Annotated in this window: 16 protein-coding genes and 3 tRNA genes; 6 read left to right on the top strand and 13 right to left on the bottom strand. The window is 37.4% G+C overall.

All coding sequences use genetic code 11. From position 1 onward, the window contains the following. Positions 1 to 91: 91 nt before the first annotated feature. The 5 genes from BZG01_RS09870 to nagB form a co-directional block, all read right to left on the bottom strand. Positions 92 to 1,120, bottom strand: a complete 1,029-nt coding sequence (locus BZG01_RS09870) for a DUF4922 domain-containing protein (RefSeq protein WP_245870331.1) — start codon at positions 1,118 to 1,120, stop codon at positions 92 to 94. Between the two features lie 54 nt (positions 1,121 to 1,174). Beyond that, positions 1,175 to 2,053: an N-acetylmuramoyl-L-alanine amidase-like domain-containing protein gene (locus BZG01_RS09865; RefSeq protein WP_101309669.1), complete on the bottom strand. Its 879-nt coding sequence runs from the start codon at positions 2,051 to 2,053 to the stop codon at positions 1,175 to 1,177. A gap of 1,919 nt (positions 2,054 to 3,972) precedes the next feature. After that, positions 3,973 to 5,433 carry a glycosyltransferase family 2 protein gene (locus tag BZG01_RS09860; protein ID WP_101309668.1) on the bottom strand — a complete coding sequence of 487 codons (1,461 nt, stop codon included), beginning with the start codon at positions 5,431 to 5,433 and terminating at the stop codon, positions 3,973 to 3,975. Positions 5,434 to 5,460: 27 nt separating this feature from the next. Beyond that, positions 5,461 to 8,580 carry a golvesin C-terminal-like domain-containing protein gene (locus BZG01_RS09855; protein WP_180327274.1) on the bottom strand — a complete coding sequence of 1,040 codons (3,120 nt, stop codon included), beginning with the start codon at positions 8,578 to 8,580 and terminating at the stop codon, positions 5,461 to 5,463. An 85-nt stretch (positions 8,581 to 8,665) separates the two neighbouring features. Next, positions 8,666 to 10,648 (bottom strand): glucosamine-6-phosphate deaminase, encoded by a 1,983-nt coding sequence (gene nagB / locus BZG01_RS09850; protein ID WP_101309666.1) that lies wholly within the window; start codon positions 10,646 to 10,648, stop codon positions 8,666 to 8,668. A 269-nt stretch (positions 10,649 to 10,917) separates the two neighbouring features. Here nagB and BZG01_RS09845 point away from each other — a divergent pair, with 269 nt between their 5' ends. Beyond that, positions 10,918 to 11,748 carry an ATPase gene (locus BZG01_RS09845; protein ID WP_101309665.1) on the top strand — a complete coding sequence of 277 codons (831 nt, stop codon included), beginning with the start codon at positions 10,918 to 10,920 and terminating at the stop codon, positions 11,746 to 11,748. A gap of 10 nt (positions 11,749 to 11,758) precedes the next feature. Continuing rightward, entirely contained in the window at positions 11,759 to 12,589 is an 831-nt protein-coding gene (gene murQ, locus BZG01_RS09840) for an N-acetylmuramic acid 6-phosphate etherase (RefSeq protein WP_101309664.1), read from the top strand. Between the two features lie 73 nt (positions 12,590 to 12,662). On the opposite strand, the gene BZG01_RS09835 is transcribed toward murQ, so the two are convergent. From BZG01_RS09835 to BZG01_RS09815, 5 genes are all read right to left on the bottom strand, one after another. Continuing rightward, positions 12,663 to 13,382 carry a FadR/GntR family transcriptional regulator gene (locus BZG01_RS09835; protein WP_101309663.1) on the bottom strand — a complete coding sequence of 240 codons (720 nt, stop codon included), beginning with the start codon at positions 13,380 to 13,382 and terminating at the stop codon, positions 12,663 to 12,665. A 316-nt stretch (positions 13,383 to 13,698) separates the two neighbouring features. Further along, positions 13,699 to 15,069, bottom strand: a complete 1,371-nt coding sequence (locus tag BZG01_RS09830) for a dipeptidase (protein ID WP_101309662.1) — start codon at positions 15,067 to 15,069, stop codon at positions 13,699 to 13,701. 225 nt (positions 15,070 to 15,294) lie between these two features. Further along, positions 15,295 to 15,876 (bottom strand): DUF3109 family protein, encoded by a 582-nt coding sequence (locus BZG01_RS09825; protein ID WP_101309661.1) that lies wholly within the window; start codon positions 15,874 to 15,876, stop codon positions 15,295 to 15,297. Positions 15,877 to 15,978: 102 nt separating this feature from the next. Next, positions 15,979 to 17,508 carry a 2,3-bisphosphoglycerate-independent phosphoglycerate mutase gene (gpmI, locus tag BZG01_RS09820; RefSeq protein WP_101309660.1) on the bottom strand — a complete coding sequence of 510 codons (1,530 nt, stop codon included), beginning with the start codon at positions 17,506 to 17,508 and terminating at the stop codon, positions 15,979 to 15,981. Between the two features lie 215 nt (positions 17,509 to 17,723). After that, positions 17,724 to 17,796: transfer RNA gene (locus BZG01_RS09815), tRNA-Phe, on the bottom strand. A gap of 360 nt (positions 17,797 to 18,156) precedes the next feature. Between BZG01_RS09815 and BZG01_RS09810 the strand changes: the two genes are divergently transcribed. Next, entirely contained in the window at positions 18,157 to 19,446 is a 1,290-nt protein-coding gene (locus BZG01_RS09810) for a S41 family peptidase (protein ID WP_101309659.1), read from the top strand. A 60-nt stretch (positions 19,447 to 19,506) separates the two neighbouring features. Here the strand turns inward: BZG01_RS09810 and BZG01_RS09805 are convergent. Together BZG01_RS09805 and BZG01_RS09800 are read right to left on the bottom strand one after the other, a co-directional pair. Beyond that, positions 19,507 to 19,579 (bottom strand) — tRNA-Phe (locus BZG01_RS09805). 28 nt (positions 19,580 to 19,607) lie between these two features. Beyond that, positions 19,608 to 19,680, bottom strand: a tRNA-Phe gene (locus BZG01_RS09800). A 126-nt stretch (positions 19,681 to 19,806) separates the two neighbouring features. Between BZG01_RS09800 and BZG01_RS09795 the strand changes: the two genes are divergently transcribed. Together BZG01_RS09795 and BZG01_RS09790 are read left to right on the top strand one after the other, a co-directional pair. After that, positions 19,807 to 21,027, top strand: coding sequence for a M16 family metallopeptidase (locus tag BZG01_RS09795; protein ID WP_101309658.1), 1,221 nt, complete (start codon positions 19,807 to 19,809; stop codon positions 21,025 to 21,027). A gap of 2 nt (positions 21,028 to 21,029) precedes the next feature. Then, a complete protein-coding gene (locus tag BZG01_RS09790; protein ID WP_101309657.1) occupies positions 21,030 to 21,671 on the top strand; it encodes an O-methyltransferase in 642 nt (213 codons plus the stop codon). Between the two features lie 54 nt (positions 21,672 to 21,725). Here the strand turns inward: BZG01_RS09790 and BZG01_RS09785 are convergent, their stop codons facing one another. Further along, positions 21,726 to 22,502 (bottom strand): histidine phosphatase family protein, encoded by a 777-nt coding sequence (locus BZG01_RS09785; RefSeq protein ID WP_143470874.1) that lies wholly within the window; start codon positions 22,500 to 22,502, stop codon positions 21,726 to 21,728. A 452-nt stretch (positions 22,503 to 22,954) separates the two neighbouring features. On the opposite strand from BZG01_RS09785, the gene selD reads away from it, so the two are divergent. Further along, positions 22,955 to 23,995, top strand: a complete 1,041-nt coding sequence (gene selD / locus BZG01_RS09780; protein WP_101309655.1) for a selenide, water dikinase SelD — start codon at positions 22,955 to 22,957, stop codon at positions 23,993 to 23,995. Positions 23,996 to 23,998 lie beyond the last annotated feature (3 nt).

Raw genomic sequence — 23,998 nt, 5'->3', positions numbered from 1 at the left:
TGTCTTAGAGTACAGTTCGTTTCCTTATGTAAATTTGGTATTCCGACTTAAAGTCGGATTCCCAATAGTTCCTAATTATTGGGAATCTCACTTAAAGTGAGAGCCCCAAATTAACTCTTAACTTCTTACAAAGTGATTGAAAAAACTCATCGTCAACACTTACTTGTTTGAAAATATCTACAATATCATCCGATGTGATTTTCTCAAAATCTTCTCTGCGTGGCGTTATAAATACACCGCCAAAATCGACTGATGCAGGGCTTATGAGCAATTGCTGATCGCCTTCGGCAAAATATTGCGATGGACGATGTAATTTTCGAGGAAACAAATGCATACTATATTTGCCATCGACAAAAGAGCAGATTGCATTGAGCATTGGCTCTTTTTCTTCTGGCTGCATGACAGAAAAAGTCTGATAAAAAACAGAAACAGCCTTCATCATTTCAATTTCACTTTCCGACTCGATGGAAATCATTTTCCTTAAATAATTCGAAAAAGCACGCATCTCAAATTGATTTGAATTACTCAAAAGTTCCGACTGCAAATTTTTTAAAACTGCATACTCTGTTTCCACTGGCATAAAATCTTTATTGCCTGCCTGAAAATGCATATGATCGGGAGCTGACGCTCCACACTTTGGTCCGTTATAAAACAAAGTATATCCTTGCATATTTTTAGCCAAAGACAACATTCCTGAAACATTCTCTTCAAAACTCTGATCGACATGATCGACTTTTGGAATGGTAAAATGCTGAGGAATAATTGGAAACGGATTCACCAGAATCACAAAATCATCGCCTTGAGCAATACCAGCTTGTTCTTTAGGAAGTTTATCGAGACACAAAAAACACGCACGATTCTCGATGCTCTTTTGATCTACTTTCGCAGCTGACGATCTGATTCTTTCCGGATTGAACTGAACTTTTATTGTATAGCCATCAAATTGAAATTCTTTTTCTTCCACTTTTTCCAATCCCTTGTAATTTCCTGTTGCCAAAGGCCAATTTATAAGCTGATCGTTCAAAAAATCACCTAATATTTGAGTGGAAGATTTCTCCTCCAATAAATTCTCTAATTTATTTATGCTGTTTACATTCATTGTTTTCCAATATCTTGACAAAGTATATTCTTTATAACACTATTTAAACGCTGACAGGTCTTCGACTCTGTCAGGTTATTTTAACCTAGCAACTATTATTCCCGATTGATATTTACTTTGCATGAGCATCTCTGCTAAAGGAATATCCGAAATCACTACTTTTTTAGCTTTGCTCGAGGCATGCATCAAGTGCAGTCGGTTATTCACATGAATCGCAATCCCAACATGAGATATGTCCAGACCTTCTATTTTAGTAGTAATGGCAATTAAATCGCCATTTTGAATTTTATTTTCCAAGTTTTTAATATTGTTTTCGGGAATAAAAAACAATTCTCTTTTATTGATTTCATTTTCGGTCTTCCGTATCTCTTCTACCAATGAAACATCCACTTTTAATGCAGGATAAGAATCGACATGCGTACTCATAAAATTGATTGTTTTATTGTACTTTTCACCACCAATTTCACACGTAATATTTTTTACGATTCCCTTTTTTTCATTTTCATATATCCAATCGGAAAAATAATGCAAGCGAGAGGCATAATCAGTTAATTTACCATTTCGGTAACGCAAATTTTCAAGCTCTTTCAAAAAATCATCAGTTGTAAGCGAATCGTTGGATAATACTTTTGACAAGGCCACAACATTCTCCAAATAAGTTGTGCAATCCAACTCCCGGAAATTAACGACCATCTGTTCTTTCTCATTCCCATCCAAAGTACCACCAACATAGTCTGTTTGCATAAACATTTTTGCCACTTCAATTACCCGATCATTCAATGGCAAGGAATCGATAGACATCGATCCTGCTATTTCCCGAATGGAATTAAAGATTTCCTGATCCGTAGAATCTGAAAGTTGAATTTCTTTCCTTACTTCTTGTTGGGATTGCTTTCCCTGGCAAGAGCTTAGAGAAATAAGCAACACCACTAAAATTTGAAAAAATTGCTTCATACTTCTTATGTTTTATCAGGTTTCTCACTAAAATAACACCTGTATTCCTTTTTTTCTCTGTGAACCTCTGTGCTCTCTGTGGTTAAACTTTTTTTTTACCACGGAGATCACTGTTTACACAGAGTCTTAACCGCAGGTATTTACAAAGGTTTAACAAACTATTGGCACGATCAAATTATACCAAATTAACATTTTACAAATCACACCTGCATTCCCTTTTTTTCTCTGTGAACCTCTGTGCTCTCTGTGGTTAAACTTTTTTTTACCACGGAGATCACTGTTTACACAGAGTAGCAATCGCAGGTATTTACAAACTATTGGCACGATTAAATTACACCGAATTAACATTTTACAAATCATACCTGCATTCCCTTTTTTTCTCTGTGAACCTCTGTGCTCTCTGTGATTAAACTTTTTTTTACCACGGAGATCACTGAGTTACACAGAGTCTTAACCGCAGGTATTTACAAACTGCTGGCACGATTAAATTACACCAAATTAACATTTTACAAATCACACCTGCATTCCTTTTTTTTCTCTGTGAACCTCTGTGCTCTCTGTGGTTAAACTTTTTTTACCCCTGAGATTACTGAGATTCACAGAGTAGCAATCGCAGGGATTTACAAACTATTGGCACGATTAAATTACACCGAATTAACATTTTACAAATCACACCTGCATTCCTTTTTTTTCTCTGTGAACCTCTGTGCTCTCTGTGGTTAAACTTTTTTTACCCCTGAGATTACTGAGATTCACAGAGTAGCAATCGCAGGGATTTACAAACTATTGGCACGATTAAATTACACCGAATTAACATTTTACAAATCATACCTGCATTCCCTTTTTTTCTCTGTGATTCTCAGTACTCCCTGTGGTTAAACTTTTTTTTACCACGGAGATTACTGAGATTCACAGAGTCTTAACCGCAGGTATTTACAAAGGTTTAACAAACTATTGGCACGATCAAATTACACCAAATTAACATTTTACGAATCACCCCTCTATTCCCTTTTTTTTCTCTGTGCAACTCTGTGCTCTCTGTGGTTAAACTTTTTTTTACCACGGAGATCACTGTTTACACAGAGTCTTAACCGCAGATATTTAGAAAGGTTTAACAAACTATTGGCACGATTAAATTACACCGAATTAACATTTTACAAATCACACCTGCATTCCTATTTATTTTCTCTGTGATTCTCAGTACTCCCTGTAGTTAAACTTTTTTTTTACCACGGAGAACACTGTTTACACAGAGTCTTAACCGCAGGTATTTACAAACTATTGGCACGATTAAATTACACCGAATTAACATTTTACAAATCACACCTGCATTCCCTTTTTTTCTCTGTGTAACTCTGTGCTCTCTGTGGTTAAACTTTTTTTTACCACGGAGAACACTGTTTACACAGAGTCTTAACCGCAGGTATTTACAAACTATTGGCACGATTAAATTACACCGAATTAACATTTTACAAATCACACCTGCATTCCCTTTTTTTCTCTGTGTAACTCTGTGCTCTCTGTGGTTAAACTTTTTTTTACCACGGAGAACACTGTTTACACAGAGTCTTAACCGCAGGTATTTACAAACTATTGGCACGATTAAATTACACCGAATTAACATTTTACAAATCACACCTGCATTCCCTTTTTTTCTCTGTGTAACTCTGTGCTCTCTGTGGTTAAACTTTTTTTTTACCACGGAGATCACTGTTTACACAGAGTCTTAACCGCAGATATTTAGAAAGGTTTAACAAATTATTGGCACGATTAAATTACACCAAATTAACATTTTACGAATCACCCCTGTATTCCCTTTTTTTTCTCTGTGCAACTCTGTGCTCTCTGTGGTTAAACTTTTTTTTTTACCACGGAGCACTGAGTTACACAGAGACTAAATCAAGTATTTTAATCTACATCTATTTTTGGCCCAACAGTTTTCTAGCTTTCAATTCGATGGTACGAATGCGATCTTTGTAAGTATTGTGAGCATTCATTTTTTCGATATCCAAAGAAGCATCAGAATTATCATCCCAGCGACGACACAAATAAATTGAATCGTAAATTCTACCAATCTGGTAATTACGCGAAATTGCCAATCCCAAAGCATAATCCTCACCATAATTTACATTTGGAATCGGATTCTTGCGCAATACAGGAGTATAGAATGCACGAGGCGCACCCAATCCGTTAATGCGAAGCGCATTGTTCCGTCCATTTTCAGGTGTCCACTCTTTGTGATCGATTATTCCAGGAGGAATTTCTTCCAAAGCAAAGTTCACCATCTGATAAGTTCCAACAACCATAGCACAATTTTGACTGTAAAATGCATCTACAACTTTCTGCACAGTGGTTTCATCGGCATATAAATCATCACTATCCAACTGAATTGCGAATTTACCACAAGACTCATGTGCTACAGCTTCATTCCAACAACCACCAATACCCAAATCTTTTCGTTCCGGAATAATGTGAATGATACGTTTGTCCAAGGCAGCATATTTCTGAATAATTTCAGTCGTTCCATCCGTAGAGTAGTTATCCACAATAATTAAATTGAAATCAACATTTGCTTTCTGAGCCAATACCGATTTAATCGCATCCTCGATGGTTTTTACACGATCCCGAACCGGAATCACAACAGAAGCTTCTATCTTAAAATCACCTTCATCAAAAGCAACATGATCAAATTTTGGTGCTAAAAAAGCTCCAATTCTTTTCAAATGCTCAGTGCAGGCAATCTCCATTTCAATTTGCACGGCACGATTCTTAGGATCAACGTAATCGAAAATTTTCTCTCCCGATTTTCTTGTATCCATTTCTTCTTCGGTGTACAACACTTCCGGAATTCTCATAAATTCAGAACGCGCCGCTACTGCCAAGCGCAATTCATACAATCCTGCATGACGAAAGGTAGTATCTACATCCTTTACTGCCTCTTTTAACACTTTCGCATCATAAAAAAGCACCGATCCAAAATTAAAATCATCTCTCAAACTTCCTTCCTGATAATCAATTACCGGGCAATTTTCAACCACTCCCTCTTTAATTGCACGATAATTTGAATACACCAAGCCACTATTTGTATCCTTGGCTACCTTCATAAACCGATCCAAAGCCAATTGTCCCAAAGTTAAGGCACTTGTTTTTGTGTAGATAAAAACATATTCAGAATCTGATTTTTCAGCAATTGCATGAATCGTTTTCCCGTGCGATAAGCTTTCCGATGTTAATACATTAACACCTTCAGCCTCCAGTTGAGCATCGCCACCAACAACATAAATCGCAGCTACTAAATCTGATTTTATCAGCTCATTGATTGTTATTTCGGTCTCTTCCTTTGTTCCAAAAGGAATAAAACATGTCACCTTTTCGTTCATAGTAATTATTGTGTTTTTATTATTTTCTTACTGATTAAAAAATTGAAGCATCTGTTTCATCAATTTATTTCGATGCTCTTTCGTTTCCAGTGTTTCAAATGGAAATCCTAAAATTACAGATTGATAGTTTCCATCATACACTACACCGGCACTTTTATTATTTCCTGAATAACGAAGAAGAACTTTTGCGCCATCCCCTTTAGGTTCAATTGCATCGGGTGCTTCTACCTTATATATATCGGCTGAATATTCCGTTTCAAATTGATATTCTCCCGTGAAATTATTTCTCACTTCGTTTGTATGCGATACTTTCCCCAATTTGCTCGCATGATTGGTTCTGAACTGATAATGCAAATCATTCTCAGCAAAAGATTTTGCCAGACTATCGCCGCACAACTCCAAATCAGTTCCCACATAAGCTCCCGTCAATATCAAATTTGCATTTTCGCAGCTTATGTATTTTCGAATCGCCTCTCTCATTTCGGGCGTGTAAATTGTAAAATCTTTATTTTCTTTTCCGTAGATTCTCTTTGTGGTTTTTTCCTCTCCAAAAATCAAATCCAACACAGAATAATCCTTCGCCTCCCAATTCAATTCTTCAAAGGCCTCATCACTCATCGATACAAATCCAAAGCCATTATCCCGAATCGCTTGTCCGTGCACAAAAGGATAATCGAAACTATTACCCGGAATTATTCGTTCTTCCTGATCGGCATATGAGCTTCCATGTCCAGAAGCATCATCGTCCAACCATTTCGATTTTCGATCGAAATCGTACTGATCACCCACACAGGCAATATTTCTTTTGTATGCGACACCCTCATCTTCCGAACTTATAAAACCGGCGAACTTCCCATCATCAAATCCCTGAGGAGCCGAAACACGATCAAATCCATTTACAATTAAAACAGGCTTTTTACCATTTTCTGATTTGCAACAGGCTAAAATTTCCGAATCAAAACTTTCACCGCCTTTGTTTAGTGCTGTCACCTTAAAACTATAAATCACACCAGGTTGGCAATTCGTAATTCTATATTCTGAATTGGGGACAACTATCCCGTTATCAAACCCACCATCTTCAATTCTTGTGTAAACCTTGTATGATTCAGAAACTGCCGTAGGCTCCAATTGATCTATTACTGGTTTCCATGAAAGAACAATTCCGTTTTCAGTTTCCCTGATTTGAAAATGATCAACCGGCAAAGGCTGCACCACATAATCCCGTCCATCCTGCGATGACAAAAACTTTAAAATGCCTTTGTAATAAGCTCTGCTGATATCGAATTTAAATTTAGGATCCATCCCCTGATACATATCTGCAAAATTATGGTGCGATAACAATTCAGACAACATAGTAGGAACTTTTGGACGGTACGCTTCTGAGTATTGCTTGTTCCACATCCCTCTGCGCGTCCATTTTGGTTCATACTTTTTTCGAATATCTTCCACTACCTGCGTTTGAACAATATCCGTTAAATCGCGGCTTGCCCATTTCGATTGTCCGTTTGGAAAATAATCCTCATCCCGGGTGGTCGAATAAATAGCCAAACTTCCAATAATGGAATCATTTGGTGTAAAACCGGCATCGGTATGAAAAGCCAGGGCCATATCAATAGGAATACCCAAACCTTTTGCGTCAACATTTTTAGTTGGTCCTGCAGGTGCTCCTAGTAAATAGTCCACCCACTCTCCACGACTCATATAATCATCCTTGTAGTCGGTTTTGCCAATTTCTCTTTTCTGAAACTTAGCTGCATCTTTTCCGCGATTGCTGTAATCTGCTTTGTAATCTTTATTGATGCTGTACACCAACGAATCGGGCATGCCTGCATACTGAAGATAGTAACGTGCTGCCTCCTGATATCTTGGCCGATTACTCGTATATTTTTGCCAAACACAGGAGTCCAATTTAAAACCAAGCTCTGCTCTTTGTTTCTTCAGCTCATCCAATTCTTCAGGATTTCCACGGGCAATGTTTCCCATTCCTCCGCCAAATCGTATTGCATCAGCCGAAATCCACTTTCCAGGCTCCTTACTTTCGTTAGTCAGTTCAACCATTCCCTTTTCGGGATTCTTCCCTTTATCAAAAAGAAAAGTCCCCAAATAAATCCAGGTTTTACCACCCATGCTCTGATTCACCAAAAATTCAGTTTTACCTCCTGCATGATTCACGGTATAGTGCGCATCATTCACATTATCCTCGTCATCAGAATAAGAAACAGATACTGCATATTCTCCTTTTTCAGGAAAACAAGGAATGTATTGTACTTTAGCAGATACGTCAGTACCTGCCTCAGTCTGATAGCTGCTTCCCAGTTCAAACGGATTTTCTCCTTCAATATAAAAGGGATATTTGTTTGCAAAACCCGCTTGAGAATTCAGTTCCCAAACAGAATCTGATACAAGATATTCCGATCCTTCCGATGACCAATCAGCATCTACTATCACCTCATTTCTCTGAACATCTCTTTCACGGGGAAACAACACATTAGCTCCAGCCTTTTCGAGCATGGGAGCAATATATGGAACAACAAATTCCATGGTCCACAAATCTTCCACCGTAGTGTAAACTCTTGCCCGCTGCCACTCCCATCTGTCCAGTGTATTTTCATAATACCAGCCATGAGAGTGCCAAAGAGCAATGTGTTTATTTTCCAATCCAAGTTTTGTATCGTTCCCTGTGTTTACTCTTCGCACCAACGGATGTGCGACTTCCGAGTTCTTGTTCAAACGATTTGAATCCAAAACAACACTTCCATTTCGATAGAAATTAGGAATTAAATCACTTATTTCCTGTCCCATACTTTCCATTCGGATGGAATAATTCCGAAATCTACGCCCCAATTCTTCCTTGAAATCTTTCTTATATCTCTGTACAGATTCCAGGCGAAACGGGATGTACGAAAACACCGGATTCATATACAATGTAATTTCTTTTTGCCCTGAATCTATTTGCAAACTATCGTACTTAAATGTGTAAACAAATTCCTTTGAAGCTTGCTCAACAAAACTCTGTGCTGCTTTGTCGGCTTTTCGAGTTAATCGGTCCGATTTCTTAGCTGCTATCAAATTAAAATTTGAGAACAACAATACAGAGATTACACAAAGCATTCTAAAAAAACGGATATTTAGAAAAAATCCAGACATGGAAAACATTGTTTTTACGTTAAAATGAAACAGTTAAAGAGAAGCCCGAATTCAAGCTGTCGAATTCGGAAATTCTCAGATAAATCTAAACAATAAACCTGACAAAAGCTTCAATTGCCTCGTATTCTGCCAAGCCCAATTTGTTAAATAAATCGGCTGTAGCCCTATTTCGTTCTTCTGATCTTTGCCAAAACAATCTCGAATCATTCCCCAAAAACGGAGCACTCTCCATTTGTGATTGATGACGCAGTATTGCATTTCGTTTGTGCTGCAATTCCTCAGGACTAACTGGTACTGCCATTTGGATTTCATCCAGATCCCACTCTTGCCATGCTCCACGATACAGCCACACATAACAATCCTTCATCCATTCCTCATCCTTCACAATTTTCAGTGCCTGGTAAATTCCTTCCCAACATACGCGATGCGTTCCATGAGGATCAGACCAATCACCCGCGGCAAAAATTTGATGAGGTTTTATCCTTCGAAGCAGGTTCACCAAAATACGAACATCCTCTTCTCCCAACGGATTTTTCTTAACCGTACCCGTCTCATAAAAAGGAAGATCCAAAAAATGAAGGTTCTTAGATCGAATACCTACAAAACGACAGGCAGCTTTTGCCTCTCCTCTCCTGATTAAGGCTTTCATATTGCGCACTTCAGCTGTATCCATTCCTCCCGGCTTTTTATTTTCCAAAAGAAATTTTTGAATGTCTTCAATTACACACTGAAGATTGCCCTCGTTTGTATCATGAGTTCTCGAAAAACTTTTTACAAAAGAAAGATATCTCACCGCCTCATCATCGGCAACAGCAATATTTCCTGAAGTTTGGTATGCAACATGAACTTCATGGTTTTGATCCACCAATCGCTTCAAAGTTCCTCCCATCGAAATTACATCATCATCAGGGTGCGGACTAAAAACCAAAACTCTTTTACTTGCCGGTTCTGCTCTCTCCGGACGATGAGAATCATCAGCATTTGGCTTTCCTCCAGGCCAACCGGTTATGGTGTGCTGCAAATCATTAAATACCTTAATATTTACCTCGTAAGCCGAACCATATAAAGCAAGTAACTCACTCAATCCATTATCATTATAATCACGATTAGTCAGTTTCAAAATTGGTTTTTGCAATTTATTACACAACCAAACAGCCGCTTTCCGAATCCAATAACGGTCCCACTCAATACTTCCAACCAGCCAAGGATTTTTTACTCTTGTCAATTCACTTGCTGCCGGCACATCCAAAACGAACTTCACATCGGTATGTCGTTGCAAATAACTGGCAGGAACAGCATCACACTGACTTTCTTCCAATGCTTTTTTTACAATCGCCGCTTTTCCTTCGCCCCAAGCCATTAAAATAACCCTTTTGGCTTTAAATATGGTACCAACACCCATTGTTACAGCTGCCTTAGGCACATTATTTAAGCCATTAAAATCTTTGGCAGCATCTCGTCTGGTCAAAGAATCGAGCATAATCAAACGGGTTATCGAATCCAATTGTGAACCTGGTTCATTAAACCCAATATGCCCTGTACGACCAATTCCAAGTATTTGCAAATCCAATCCCCCAAAAGAATCAATCAGTCTTTCATACTCATTGCAGTATCCGGTAATTGTGACCTTGCTTACCTCACCATTTGGTACATGAATTTGATTTTGAGGAATATCGATATGATTAAACAGAACATCATTCATGTAATGATTATAGCTTTGTGCGCTCAATTTCAACATCGGATAATACTCATCCAAATTAAAAGTAACCACATTCAGAAATGACAAGCCTTCTTCTTTGTGCAGACGAATCAGTTCGGAATACACTCCCAATGGCGTTGCTCCGGTAGCTAATCCTACAACACACATTTCGCCAAGCTTTTGTTTTTGCTTAATTTCATTTGCAATTTCACCTGCAACCCACTTGGCTGCCTTTTCAGCAGTTGAAAAAATATCTGCCGGCATTTTCTCATACCGGGTTTTCACTGTTCTGTCGAACTCATCTGAAGGTTGGTAATACAACTTGGCTTCATCAAGCTCTTCCCTAAATTGCAGTATCTGATTCTCCATTTTGCTATCTCCTGATTTAAATTACTTTCGGATCAAAAATAGAACAGAAAATCATATTTTCCAAAATTGGTCATACATGTTATATAATACTTTTTACAAATGTTTAATTTTTATATATTTGTAACGTGAAAATAAATTCACCCGTACAATAAGGATATTAAGCAATGTAGAAGGAATGAAAATGGAAAAATACAAATTCAATATTAATTTATTTATTTGTAAATTCATTTTAAATTAACATTCATCATACATGTTATAAAAATAAAATCATGATATTAATTGCAGAGAGCGGATCAACCAAAACCGACTGGGTTCTTCTCGGAAGTAAAGGCGTAACTAAACGCCAACAGACTTTGGGAATTAACCCATACCATCAAAATACGAGTTCGATAATTAAAATAATTAGCTCACTTGATGATTTTGGTTCAGTTACCCAGATCTTTTTTTACGGTGCCGGTTGTGCTGTTGATGATAAGAAGAAAATCATTAAAGACTCCTTACTACAAATTTTTCCAGATGCAAATTGCGAAATTAACAGCGACGTTTTAGCTGCAGCCCGATCGGTTTGCGGAAAAGAAAAAGGCATAGCGTGTATCATTGGAACAGGATCTAATTCCTGCTTATACGATGGGGAAAACATTGAACACAACGTTCCTCCCTTGGGCTACATATTGGGTGACGAAGGCAGCGGAGCTGTTATGGGTAAAAAATTGCTGGCTGATATTCTTAAAAATATTGCTCCTGCTGAAATAAAAAGTGCATTCTATCAGAAATACAATCTGGAATATGCAGATATTATAAACAAAGTATACAAAGAGGAAGCTCCCAGCCGTTTTCTTGCTCAATTTACAGTCTTTCTTTCTGAGAACATTCAATCACCATATATATCAGAGCTTGTAAAAAATAGCTTCGGTGAATTTTTCGAAAGAAATATTAAACAATACAATAATCACATCAACCTGCCCATTCACTTTATTGGAAGTATTGCATACTACTTTAAAAATGAGTTGGAAATGGTCGCAGCCAAGACCGGTTTACGTCTTGGAAAAATTGAGCAAAGCCCATTGGAAGGATTGATTCAGTACCATCTTGGTAAATAAAAACAAAATAATGAATAAAGCAGGTAACCAGAAAACTTCAAACAAAATAACAGAATCACCTTCTAACTTTTCCAATTTGGAAAAGATGTCGGTTAATGAACTACTTATTGGAATTAATCAGGAAGACGGACAAGTTCATTTAGCAGTAAATCGCGCGATTCCAGAAATCGGGAAATTTGTTTCCCTACTTGTTGACCGCGTTAAAGCCGGAGGCCGATTATTTTATATTGGAGCTGGAACAAGTGGCAGACTTGGCGTATTGGATGCTTCGGAATTACCGCCAACTTTTGGAGTTCCGGGAAATATTGTAATTGGATTGATTGCAGGAGGAGAAAAGGCCTTACGAAATGCCGTTGAATCGGCCGAAGATGATTGGAACAAAGCTTGGGAAGAGATACAGGAACATGGTTTTAATCAGAATGATACGGTATTGGGAATTGCTGCTTCGGGCACAACTCCTTATGTTATTGGCGGTGTAAAAAAAGCCCGCGAAAATGGTTTGCTTACTGCTTGTATTACATGCAATCCTGAAGCTCCCGTTTCGCAAGAATCAGAAATTGTAATTGAGGCAATTGTTGGTCCCGAATTTGTTACCGGAAGTACCAGACTAAAAGCCGGAACTGCTCAAAAAATGATTCTAAACATGATCACCACCAGCTTGATGATTAAGTTGGGAAGAGTTCAGGGCAACAGAATGGTTAACATGCAGCTAACCAACAAAAAGTTGATTGAACGAGGAACCAAAATGATTATGGAAGAATTAAAACTTGAAAAAGAAGTTGCTAAAAGCTTACTGTTAAAACATGGCTCAGTAAAAAAGGCCATTGAGGCTTACAAATAAATATTATTTTAAAACAATAAAAAAAAACGGAGATTGAATCATCAATCTCCGTTTTTTATTGAAAATACAGTTCTTATTTTTTCAAATACTGTGTGTAAATCTCAAGAGTTCTGTTTATCTGTCCAACCATTGCTTCAAAAGCTTTATCTGCATCCTTATCCCGAATAGCTTCATAAATGGTACGATGAGCTTTAATTGTAAAATCTTTCTCTCCATCCACATTGGCATAAATCAAATTTCGCATGCGCGGCAAAAGAGAATAGATTGGCTCCATAGTAATAATCACAATCGGATTGCATGAGGCCTTAGCAACATTCAAATGAAATTTATTGATGATATCTGCTTCCATTTGGGTATTATCCGGATCACAATCTTCCAAATCCGAAATATTCTTAAGCAATAAGTCCAAATCCTTATCCCTTCGGTTATTTGCTGCCATCCGGGCAATTTCCGGTTCAAAAACGCGCCTCACTTCAATAATTTGAGGAATCAGGTTACTATCAAAACTTAAATCATAATACAAATTCAAAGAATCAATGGCATCTTTGATCTTCAATTCACTAACATACATGCCACTACCCTTTTTGATCTCAATTAAGCCCCGGGCACTAAGTCTACGCAAAGCTTCGCGTAATGCAGTCCGACTAACTGCAAACATCTCGCATAATTCCCGCTCCGAAGGAAGTTTAGCTCCCACCAGCAATTTCTTCTGGCGAATAGCCTCTTCTATTCGGCGCTCAATCTTCTGACTAAGAGTTTGAGCTGATCCTATTTTTCCAAAAATTTCATCCATGAACTGCAAATTTACTTCAACTTGTATGATCTGTTACGAAATATACAGCAATTAGTCTGTATTCCGTCAAAAAACCATGCAATTAAACCCAAATACAAACATAACCAGAAAAATACCGATTTTCAAGGTTTAAGCTTTATTTTAAACGATTCCGAAGTGTCAATGAAATAAAATAATAATTATCCTCCCGAAAAATCAGGAAGTAAGACAAATCCCAATCAATCTTTAAACTGATCATACCAAAACATATATTTGCCTAAAAAAGGGTACTCTGCACTAGAATACCCTTTCCAACTTATATTTGAATTACGAATTATTACTTTTTCAATTCGGCAAAATACTTATAAAACAATGGAATTGTGTTGATTCCATTGAAGAATTGTTCCAAAGGGAAATTCTCATTTGGTGAGTGAATCGCATCACTTTCCAATCCAAATCCCATGAGTACAGATTTAATTCCTAAAATCTCTTCGAAAGAAGAAATAATTGGAATACTTCCACCACTGCGAACAGGCACGGGACGTTTTCCATAAACTTCGGTATACGCTTTATCTGCCGCAATGTACGCCGGGAAATCAATCGGACAAACATATCCTTGTCCACCATGCAACGGAGTAACAACTACTTTTACACAATCCGGAGCAATTGCTTCGAAATGCTCTTTAAATAGAACTGAAATTTTTTCCCAGTTTTGATTCGGAACCAAACGGGTTGAAATTTTTGCAGTTGCTTTTGAAGGAAGAACTGTTTTAGCACCTTCGCCAATATATCCACCCCAAATACCACAAACATCAAACGAAGGGCGAATTCCTGTATGTTCAGAAGGAGTATAACCTTTCTCGCCAGCTAACTCTTTTACGTCGATTGCTTTTTTGTACTCCTCAACATCGAAAGGAGCTTCAGCCATCATTACTCTTTCTTCCTTAGTAACTTCAATTACATCATCGTAAAATCCAGGAATGGTAATATGACCGTTATCATCTACCATCTGAGTAATCATTTTAGCCAATACATTAATTGGATTTGCTACAGCACCACCAAACAATCCCGAATGAAGATCGCGATTAGGACCGGTCACTTCAACCTCCCAATACATCAATCCACGTAATCCCGTTGTAATAGATGGTATATCCGGAGCAATCATTCCGGTATCAGAAACTAAAATCACATCTGCCTGCAACATTTCTTTGTGCTCTTCACAAAATTTAGGCAGATTAGGTGATCCCACTTCTTCTTCCCCTTCAATCATGAACTTCACGTTACAAGGAAGACAATTATTTTTCACCATATATTCGAAAGCCTTTGCGTGCATAAATGCCTGACCTTTATCATCATCAGCACCACGGGCCCAAATTTTACCATCTTTAATTACCGGCTCAAAAGGATCAGTATTCCACAAATTAATTGGATCAACCGGCATTACATCCATATGTCCGTAAACCATAACTGTCGGCAATTTTGGATCGATAATTTTCTCGCCATAAGTAACAGGATTTCCTTCTGTCTCCATTACCACCGCCTTATCAGCACCTGCATTCAACATCAACTGCTTCCAGTATTCGGCAGCTTTATACATCTCTGGTTTATTTGCTTCAATCGAACTAATCGATGGAATTCGAATCAGTCCAAACAATTCCTCTAAAAATCTCTCTTTGTTCTCTTCAATATATGCTTTAATATTATCCATAATAGTGTGTTTATTGGATTTAAGTAATTTGAAACGTAAATATAGTAATTTGAAATTAGCTTTCAGTCTTCATCAAATAGAGATTTACAACCTCTAAATATCAACACCCATCAAATCACAAACCAAATAAACAGACGGAAGAGCATAAAAAAACAGCAACCAAACGGTTACTGTTTACAATATAATTTCGTGATACTCTTACCCTTACATTTGATACTTTGTCATCTACATTTTTTTCATGATTTCATCAATGTGTTCAGCTGCATACTGAAGCTCTTTATACCATTCTTCACCATATTTTCTGATTAATGGTTCTTTTAAAAAAACATAAACCGGAGTTCCGTTTTTAAATCCTAATTCTCTGGCAGGTTTGCAAATATCCCATTTGTTATAATTCACCGCATCAAACTCTTCATACTTCTGAATTCGAATCGGGTATAGCTGACAGGAAATTGGTTTGCGAAAGTTTATTTTTCCATCGAAAAAAGCTTTTTCGATACCACATTGTGCCGATCCATTTTCAAAAACAGTATAAACACATTCTTTATTGTTGATGATAGGAGTTACCAGGTCACCATCCGAATCAATTACAGTTTTCCCTTGTTTTTCTATTTCTTCAATGCCTTTTTCGGTAAGATATTCTTCTATCACAGGATAAATCTCCTCAATAATCTGCTTTTCTTCTTCCTCTAACGGAGCACCCGAATCTCCCTCTACACAACAAGCCCCGCAACATTTTGAAATATCACAAATGAATTTCTTTTCGATCACGTCTAAACTTACTATGGCTTTTCCTATCTGTAACACAATGCTATTCTTTTACAATTTCTACTTTCGTGGATTTAAGAAAAAAAAATCCGTATTATCGGCAAAGATAATACGGAAACTTATATTTTCAGTTACAATCTTCTATTTTATCAAAGATTTACCGGTCATATCCGCAGGCTTCTCAATCCCCATGATATCCAATAAAGTTGGAGCAACATCGGCAAGAATACCATTCTCAATTCCTTTGGAATTTTCAGTCACCCAAATGCAAGGAACAGGATTTAAGGAGTGAGCAGTATTTGGAGAACCATCAGCATTTACAGCAAAATCCGCATTTCCATGATCTGCAATAATAATTACATCATATCCATTTGCTTTAGCAGCCTCAACCACCTGCTCAACACATTTATCAACAGCCTGAACTGCTTTCGAGATTGCTTCATAAACTCCTGTGTGTCCAACCATATCGCCATTGGCGAAGTTCAAACAAACAAAATCAGCCGATTGAGCATTCAATTCAGCAGTAATCATATCAGCAACAGCCGGCGCAGACATTTCTGGTTGCAAGTCGTAAGTTGCCACTTTTGGAGATGGAACCATTAATCTTCTTTCGCCTTCGAATTCAGCTTCTCTACCACCTGAGAAAAAGAAAGTTACGTGAGCATACTTTTCTGTTTCAGCAATACGAATCTGTTTTTTTCCAGCTTTAGATACAACCTCACCCATTGTATTTTGAACGTTATCTTTATCGTAGATCACATTCACTCCCTTAAAGTTAGAGTTGTAACAAGTCATGGTATACCATTCTACATCCATGGTATGCATTCCGAACTCCTTCTTGTCTTCCTGAGTAAACACAGTTGTCATTTGACGCAAACGATCAGTACGGAAGTTAAAACAAATAACTACATCACCTTCTTCAATCATAGCAATAGGGGCTCCTGACTCATCAACCATTACAATTGGCTTGATAAATTCATCTGTTACGCCTTCTGCATACGATTTTTCCATTGCAGTAACAACGTTTGAAGCCGGTACACCTTCACCTTTTGTGTATAAATTGTAAGCAAGCTTTACTCGTTCCCAGTTGCTGTCTCTATCCATTCCGTAGTAACGGCCAATAAGAGATGCAAATTTTGCTGATCCTGTAGTTTCAATTGCTTCAACAAATTCTTTTACGAATCCTAATCCTGATTTAGGATCAGTATCACGTCCATCCGTTAATCCATGAACAAATACATCTTTTAATCCAAAAGCCTGAGCCGCATCGCAAAGAGCAATTGCATGAGAACTTAATGAGTGAACGCCGCCATTGCCAATCAAACCAATCAAGTGAACTTTCTTACCATTCGTTTTGGCATGAGTAAAAGCTTTCACAACCTGCTCATTTTCTTTAAGGGTGTCCTGCTCTACCGCCATGTTTATTTTTACCAAATCCTGATAAACAACACGACCGGCACCAATATTTAAATGACCCACTTCTGAGTTTCCCATTTGTCCGTCAGGCAGACCAACAAATCTACCTGCGGCCTGCAACTGAGAATTAGGGTATTTTGCCAACAGACTATCCATGTATGGAGTAGCTACTGAAGAAATTACATCTGATTTTGATTTATCACCAATCCCCCATCCGTCAAGGATCATCAATAAAGCTTTTTTACTATTTGTCATTTTGAAGTATTTTATATCTTAAATTCTTTATTACTTGGTCTAAGTGTTACAAAAATATCGTATTAATTCAAATAAAAAAATTAGTTAGAGACTTGAATTTCTTTATTTTAGATCGAAAACGTTTGTTTTTTGTAATTTATTCAAACTTTAACATTCCGAATGGATTTCTACATTCAAAAGCATAAAAAAAGCCGATCATATGATCGGCTTTTTTGTGGTACCACCTGGAATCGAACCAGGGACACATGGATTTTCAGTCCATTGCTCTACCAACTGAGCTATGGTACCCTTTATTTTGGTGTTACAAATGTAAAGAAAATTTGTACTTCGCAAAACAAAGCAGACCACATCGAGTATAAATAGCAGATATAAAATGTCAATATGATTAAGTATCAATTTTTTCACAATGTTATTTAGATTGATTCTATAGATTGTTTTGCTAAAAATTAAACAATAGATGACGATTTTGCCCGTTAAAGAAACCTTAGGTATGGTTTTTGTTAGGCTTAAACTGTCTTGTTTTTTCAATAAATTACAATATCGAGCTGATTAATTGTCAAGATAAATTGACACACAGGGATAATTATTCCAGCTTGGTAATCCCGAAAACTTTCGGAACCATATGCAAAAATTTAAAATTATAATCGCATGAAATTCTCAATTCTCAATAAATATTCACTTGTAGTAATTCTGGCATCCTTATTTCTATCGTGCAGCGATGATAATAATATATTGCCACGATCGGGTACTAATAAAACAGCCTATGAAGTTATTGATAAAACGATGCAGGAGTGGTATTTGTGGAATGAAGATTTACCGGATATTAGTTCAGCCAATTACTCATCGGCAAACGACTATTTTGAAGCACTACTTGCCGATCAAGATCGATGGAGCTATATTGCCAACCTTGATGAATTATTGGCTTATTTTGAGAATGGCACCTACACAGGTTATGGTTTATCTTTCAAATTTGACAGCAATAATGATTTAAGAGTAAAACTTATATTTGATGAATCACCTTTGGCTGCAGAAGGAATTACCCGTGGATGGAAACTGGTAAACATTAACCAATTGGCAATTTCAAACTTAAGCGAAGAACAAATATTAAATGAACTTGATAAATCAAGCGGAATTTTCATTTTTGAAAACAATGCCGGTGAGCAAAAAGAAATCACCGCTTCTCAAAAGGTACTGAATCAAAACACAGTATTAAAAAGAGAAGTTATTCCCTACGAAGGAACTCAAGTCGCCTATCTGGCATTTGACAGCTTTTTGGGCAAATCGGAAGATGAATTGAACGAAGCCTTTACCTATTTTAAAGAACAAAATGCAAAAGAACTTGTATTGGATTTAAGATACAACGGAGGTGGCAGCACATACATATCCAACCAATTGGCAGATTTAATAACCGGCAATGCATACGTTGGTGAAGTTTACTCAAAAGTATCACATAACAATTCAAAGACAAGTGAAAATTTCACCGAAGCATTTGAATCACAAGCCTCAGCCTATGGTTTCGAAAGAGTCTTCGTAATTACTACGTCCGGAACTGCTTCGGCAAGCGAGATGGTTATTAATGGATTAAAACCATACTTGGGTGAAGATAATGTAATTTTAATAGGCAGTAAAACCCACGGGAAGCCAGTTGGCATGTACGTGTTTGAGGAGAAAGCTTTGAATTTGGCCATCGTGCCAATCAGTTTTTCAATTACCAATGCACTTAATGAAGGTGGGTATTTTGATGGTATTCCGGTTAACTATGAAATATCTGACGATTTAAGTCATGACTTTGGGGATATTGATGAATCAAATCTTAAAGCTGCTCTGGAATATATTAAGAATAAAAAATTCCCAGTTATAACTGCAGCAAAAGCTTTATCAACAAACGAACGGGAATTTAAGAAGAAAGGATTGGAAGAGCTGATTGATGCTTTCTAAAATTAGTGATTTTCACAAAACAAAAAAGAGAGAAAAACATTGCGTTTTTCTCTCTTTTTGTGGTACCACCTGGAATCGAACCAGGGACACATGGATTTTCAGTCCATTGCTCTACCAACTGAGCTATGGTACCCTATTGGTGTACTCAAAGAAAAAGGATGTGGTACCACCTGGAATCGAACCAGGGACACATGGATTTTCAGTCCATTGCTCTACCAACTGAGCTATGGTACCCTCTTTACTTGAGCGATGCAAAAGTACGCAAAAAAATAAAATCACCAAATAAAATCAATAAAATTAGAGAGGAATTTTAAAGGAATCTAAACTTCTTATTACCTTTGCGACCTAATAAAAAAATATATGGTATTCGAAACTCACACATTATCAAATGGTATACGACTAATTCACCATGCTGTGAACGCAAATGTTGCACACTGCGGAATTATTTTAAATACCGGTTCCCGTGATGAAAAAGAGGAGGAATGGGGAATTGCTCACTACATAGAGCATGTTGTGTTTAAAGGTACAACTAAACGGAAGGCATACCATATTCTGAGTAGAATGGAAGATGTAGGCGGAGAATTAAACGCATACACAACCAAGGAGGAAACCTGTATTTACGCTACTTTTCTGGACAAAGACTACAAGAGAGCTTTAGAACTAATCAGCGATATCACTTTCAATTCTGTTTTCCCTGAAAAGGAATTAGAGAAAGAAAAGGAAGTTATTCTGGATGAAATCAATTCGTATAAGGATTCTCCTTCGGAATTAATCTTTGATGATTTTGAGGAACTAATTTTCAAAGATGATCCCATTGGACGGAATATTTTGGGAACTCCAAAACATGTAAAAAAGTTCAAACGTGATGATATATTGAATTTCATTAAGAACAATTACCACACAGACCAAATGGTAATTAGTTCGGTTGGGAACATTAAATTCAGCAAATTGGTAAAAATGGTAGAGAAGTACTTTGGGCATATCCCTGAGAATATTCGCACAACCAAGAGAAAAAAGCCAAATTCGTATGAAGCCCGCACACAAACCATGATAAAGAAAACTTATCAGAGGCATTGTGTGATGGGGAATATAGCCTATGACTTAAATGATGAAAAACGAATTCCCTTATCATTACTCACCAATATTTTGGGTGGTCCGGGCATGAATTCCCGTTTGAATTTAACTCTTCGGGAACGACACGGATTGGCCTATAATATTGAAGCAAATTACACGCCTTATGCTGATACTGGTGTTTTTAGCATCTACTTTGGTACCGACAAAGGCAATTTGGATAAGTGTCTTAGTTTGATCAATAAAGAAATGAACTTACTCTGCACTCATAAGCTTGGCTCCGGACAATTAAAACGAGCTAAAAATCAGATGATTGGTCAGATTGCCATTTCTTCGGAAAACAATGAAAACCTGATGCTCAGCATTGGTAAAAGCTTTTTGCTGTACAATCGTATTGACTCATTAGAGGAATTGTACCAAAAGGTGGAGAGTATTACAGCTGACGAATTGCTCGAAGTTGCCAACGAAATTCTAAATAAAGATCTGTTAACCACTTTGATGTACAAATAAGCATGATAGAAGTTAATAAAGAACTTGAAGATTATATACTGAAGCACACCGAAACAGAAGATTTGGTATTGAAAGATCTTACCCGTGAAACTCACGTGAAGATGCTGCGCCCAAGAATGTTGTCGGGGCATCTTCAGGGGAAATTCCTAAAGATGACTTGTCAGATGATACGCCCGTTGCGCATTTTAGAGATTGGAACCTATACAGGATATTCCGCCATAAGTATGGCAATGGGAACCAATGAGGATTGTATCATTCACACCATTGACTGCAACGACGAACTGGAACAATTTACCCGTAAATACATTAAGCGATCGGGATTTGAAAATCGTATTCAATTTCACATTGGAGATGCTCTGAAAATTATTCCTCAACTTGAAGAATGTTTCGATTTGGTTTTTATCGATGCTGATAAGCGCCAATACATAGAATATTTTGAGGCTGTGTTTCCGAAGCTAAATAAAGGCGGTTTTGTTTTGGCCGACGATGTTTTGTGGGATGGAAAAGTTGTAGAAGAAATCGAAAACAACGACAAACAAACTCAGGGGATAATAAATTTCAATCATTTTATTCAGGAAGATTCCAGAGTCGAGAACCTGATTCTTCCCATACGTCACGGATTAATGATGATCAGGAAAAAGTAAGCAAAAGGGAAAAAGTAAAAAGGTGAAAGTTAAATTGCATTACTAACTCTGAAATTAAAGATCCACAATCTTAACAAGGATAGTAGCACCTAAGTTTAGGTGGCTCTTCTTTTGAATCAGTTGCCATCCTTTCTTCTGCAATTCTTTGGCAATTGTACCATTCAGCATACCATGGGCAACTAAAACGGCGGTTTCCTCATCGTAAGCAACTTTAATTAAATTTTCAGATGCTTGTCTGGCTCGAAGTCTTGCTTCTTTACGGCTCTCGATGCCCCGATGATTAAAACCCAGCATCCAACTGCCCCGGCTGAAGACCTGCCAAATTCCCAATGGCATTTTTAAAAGGCTACTCGCAGATATCATTCGAATTTCAAACTCACGAAAAACAGAATCAGAAACAATGGTGTAATTATCTCCAAAAATTTTTAATGCCGTTTCCTGCGCACGAGGTAAACTGGAGCAATAAATAATATGATTAGGTCGTAAATTGACTGCCACAAGCGAAGAATCGAAAGGGATAATTGGCACCGAATTGTAATCAAGTACATACTGTTTAGCCTCATCAGCAGAATAAAACCAGTTCTTTTTCACATTGGGCTTTGCATGACGAATTAAATAGATTTGAAGCATCCTTTTTCCTTGCCTCTTCAGATCTGCCTGAAGTGTCGAATCAACCTCCGAAATGCAGGTAAACGTCTCACATTTAGTTTTAGCAATCTGTTCAAGCGGCATTTTCTCCTTCTGCAAATTACTTTGAGCAGAACATCCCAAAAGGAAAAATACCAGAACGACTATTATAAGTGTTTTTATGATCTTTTTAAACGCTACCAAGTTTCTGATTTTAAAATGATGTAAAACCAAAATTAACAATTATTAGTTGATATAAGAAGGTGCCCTTTTAAAATTAACCACAGTGAACACAAAGTGGCACTAAGAATAAAAAACAACAAGAAAGTTCTGTGAACCTCAGTGTACTCGGTGGTTAGATTTTTTTACTTTCCACTCACGAATACCTCATCGAAACACGAATACAGCATTTCAAAAGAATACCACAGAGAACACAAAGTGACACAGAGAAAAAAACAAAAAACTCAGTGAACCTCAGGGACCTCTTTGGTCTAGATTTAATTTCAAACTCTTTACTGATAGATACAGAAGCTGAAAACAGGTCTGAAATTCCTGACGAATCAAAATTCCAATTTTAACAATAAAGCAAGCCCATTACAAGGCCGGAAGCAGAAAAAGTAATATCTTTGCACCGTTTTAATAGATTCAAAAACAATATGGAAACAAAAAAATTAACCCAATTTAGTCCTGGAGCAGGCTGTGGGTGCAAAATATCTCCTAAAGACTTGGAATGCATTTTAAAAAGCAGCAGTCCGCTTATTCCAAATCCAAAAATGCTGGTAGGTAACGATACAAAGGATGATGCTGCAGTTTACGATTTGGGAAATGGACAAGCTTTAATCAGCACCACCGATTTTTTTACTCCTATTGTTGATGATCCTTACGATTTTGGTCGAATTGCGGCAACCAATGCCATCAGTGATATTTATGCCATGGGCGGTAAACCAATTATGGCTTTGGCAATTTTAGCCTGGCCTTTGGAAAAATTATCTACTGATATTGCTCAAAAAGTGGTGGAAGGCGCACGGGATGTTTGTGCTGATGCAGGAATTCAATTGGCCGGCGGTCATTCCATCGATATTAGTGATCCTGTTTTTGGACTTTCGGTGAACGGACTTGTTGCTGCCGATCGGGTAAAGAAAAACAACACTGCAACTCCAAACTGCACGCTTTTCCTTACAAAACCACTGGGTATTGGTGTACTAACCACTGCCGAAAAAAAGAAATTAATAGCACACGAAAACAATAAAATTGTTGTTGATTTAATGTGCACTCTAAATAAGGCTGGAATTGTTTTTGGTGAGCAAGCCTATATCAAATCGATGACTGATGTTACCGGTTTTGGTTTATTGGGTCATTTGGGTGAAATCTGCGAAGGCAGTAATGTAAATGCTGAAATTGATTATGCAGCCGTTCCTAAAATTGAGGGTGTGGAAGAATTAATTAAACAAGGATGCACACCTGGCGGAACCAGAAGAAACTGGGCTTCGTACGGACATTTAATTGGAGCGATTAACGAAGATCAGAAATCACTGCTTTGTGATCCGCAAACAAGCGGCGGCCTTTTGGTAGCAGTAGACGATAATCACATCGACGAGTTCATTGCTCTGTCCAAAAGTGAAGGTTTTGATCTAAATCCGATTGGAAAAATGGTAGAGCGTACAGATTCAGATGCTCCTTACATCAGCATTAAATAAAAA

The organism is Labilibaculum manganireducens, assembly GCF_002843385.1.
In the GTDB taxonomy this organism is placed as follows: Bacteria; Bacteroidota; Bacteroidia; order Bacteroidales; family Marinifilaceae; genus Labilibaculum; species Labilibaculum manganireducens.
This window is presented reverse-complemented; position numbering and strand designations above follow the sequence as displayed.